This window comes from Serratia sp. CY55921 (assembly GCF_052167655.1).
In the GTDB taxonomy this organism is placed as follows: Bacteria; Pseudomonadota; Gammaproteobacteria; order Enterobacterales; family Enterobacteriaceae; genus Serratia; species Serratia ureilytica.
Map to the genome: position 1 here is coordinate 1 of NZ_JBJNMU010000017.1, position 1,964 is coordinate 1,964.

Annotated in this window: 1 protein-coding gene; it reads right to left on the reverse strand. The window is 67.2% G+C overall.

Features of this window, described 5'->3' with window-relative positions; translation table 11 throughout:
* A partial coding sequence (locus tag ACJ8M3_RS24730; protein ID WP_442514786.1) for a condensation domain-containing protein occupies positions 1-1,964 on the reverse strand: 1,964 nt, incomplete at both ends.

Genomic DNA, 1,964 nt, shown 5'->3' on the forward strand with positions numbered 1-1,964 from the left:
TCGCCCGGATAGGCCGGATCCAACGGCACATAGGCGCCGCCGGCCTTGAGGATGCCGAACAGCGCCGTCACCATGTTCAGGCCGCGTTCGGCGCACACCGCCACCCGGCTGTCCGGGCCGACGCCGCGCGCTATCAGCGCGTGCGCCAGCCGGTTGGCGCGGGCGTTCAACCGGGCGTAGCTCAGGCTTTCCGCCCCGCTCACCAGCGCGATGGCATCCGGCGTGCGGCGCACCTGCCGCTCGAACAGCGCCGCCAGCGTCTGATCCAGCGGGTAGTCACGCTCGGTGCGGTTCCAGCCATGCAGCAGCAGCTCGCGTTCCGCTTCCGGCACCACCGCCAGTGAACACACCGGCGTATCCGGCGCCTGCTCCAGTGCTTGCGCCAGTGAGTCCAGCGCCTGCACCATATAGTCACATACGCGCTGCGCATCGATCGCCTCGGTTACCTGCGCCGTAATGCCCAGCGAATCGCCGCCGTCCTCCACCGACAAGACGAACGGATAGTTGGTGCGCTCTTCGGCGCTCAGCAGGCTGACGCCTTCGGGCAGCGCCACGGCCTCGCCGTTGTTGTGGCGATAGTTGAGCAGGGCGCTGAACAGCGGCGCTCCAGGGCTGACGCCGCTGCAGCGCTGCGCCAAGGCCAGTGGCGCATGTTCATGAGCCAGCAGCCCGCTCAAACGCACATGCGCCTCCCTTGCCGCCGCCTCCGCGCCGCGCCGATCGATGTCCAGGCGCAGCGGCAGCGTGTTGATAAACAGCCCCAATGCCCGTTCCGCGCCTTCAGCGCCCTGCAGGCGCCCCAGCAATACGGTGCCGAATACGACCGCGTCTCGCCCGCTGACGCGCGCCAGCACCTGCGCCCAGGCCAGATGGCACAAACTGGCCAGGCTGACGCCCAACCGCCGCGCCTGCCGCCGCAGCCGCAGGTTCAAGGCCGAAGAAAGCGCCTGGTAGCGGCTGACGATCTGCCGTCCCTCGCCATGCACATCACTCAAACCGAACGGCAGGACCGGCTCGCTGATATCCGCCAACATGTCGCGGAAGAAACGTTCATGCTCTGCTTCGCTGAGCGTCAGGCGCGCCTGCGCCACCGCATTGCGGAACGGCTGGGCGGCGCCAAGCCGTGCGCCGCGACCGGCGAGGATTTCGCTGACCTCTTGCTCCATAAAGGCCAGCGTGGAGTGATCGCCAATCAGATGATGCCACTGCTGCAAGGCGCACCACCGGCCATCCTCCTCTTGCGCGACGGTAAAGTTGAGCAGCGGCGCACGGGTCAGATCCTGTCGCTGATGCAGCGGATCAAAACCGGCCGCCAACTGTTGCCAAACCGGGCCGTCGGCCAGATCGAAACGCCGCTCGCTCAGTGCCAGTTCGGCCTTGCGCCACACCACCTGCACCGGCGAAGACACGCCCTGCGTGATGAACGCGGTGCGCAGAATGTCATGGCGATCGATCACCTGCTGCATCGCCGCCAGCCAGGCATCCAGGCGCGCGCGGCTGTCGAAACGCAACACCGCGGACAGCTGGTACGGATCGCCCTGCTCCGCCAGCAGATGGTGGAACAAAATCCCCTCCTGCAGCGGCGACAAAGCGTAGATGTCCTGTACGTTAGCCACGCCGCCCGGCACCTGCGCCACCACCGCGTCGATCTCCGGCTGGCTCAGCGTCGCCAGCGGCAACATCTCCGGCGTAATGGCGGCGCAACCCGGCAAGATGCGGTTTTCCGGTATGTCGATTTCCCCTTGCGCGCTCACCGCCTGCGCCAGCGCCGCCAGCGTCGGCGTTGAGAACAGCGTCTGCACGTTCGCCGCCAAACCGGCACGCCGCAGTTGAGCCATCAACTTCACCGCCAGCAGCGAGTGGCCGCCCAGTTCGAAGAAGTTATCGTGGCGGCCAACCCGCTCCACGTTCAGCAACTCGCGCCAGATCTCCGCCAGCAGCGTTTCGCGCTCACCCTGCGGCGC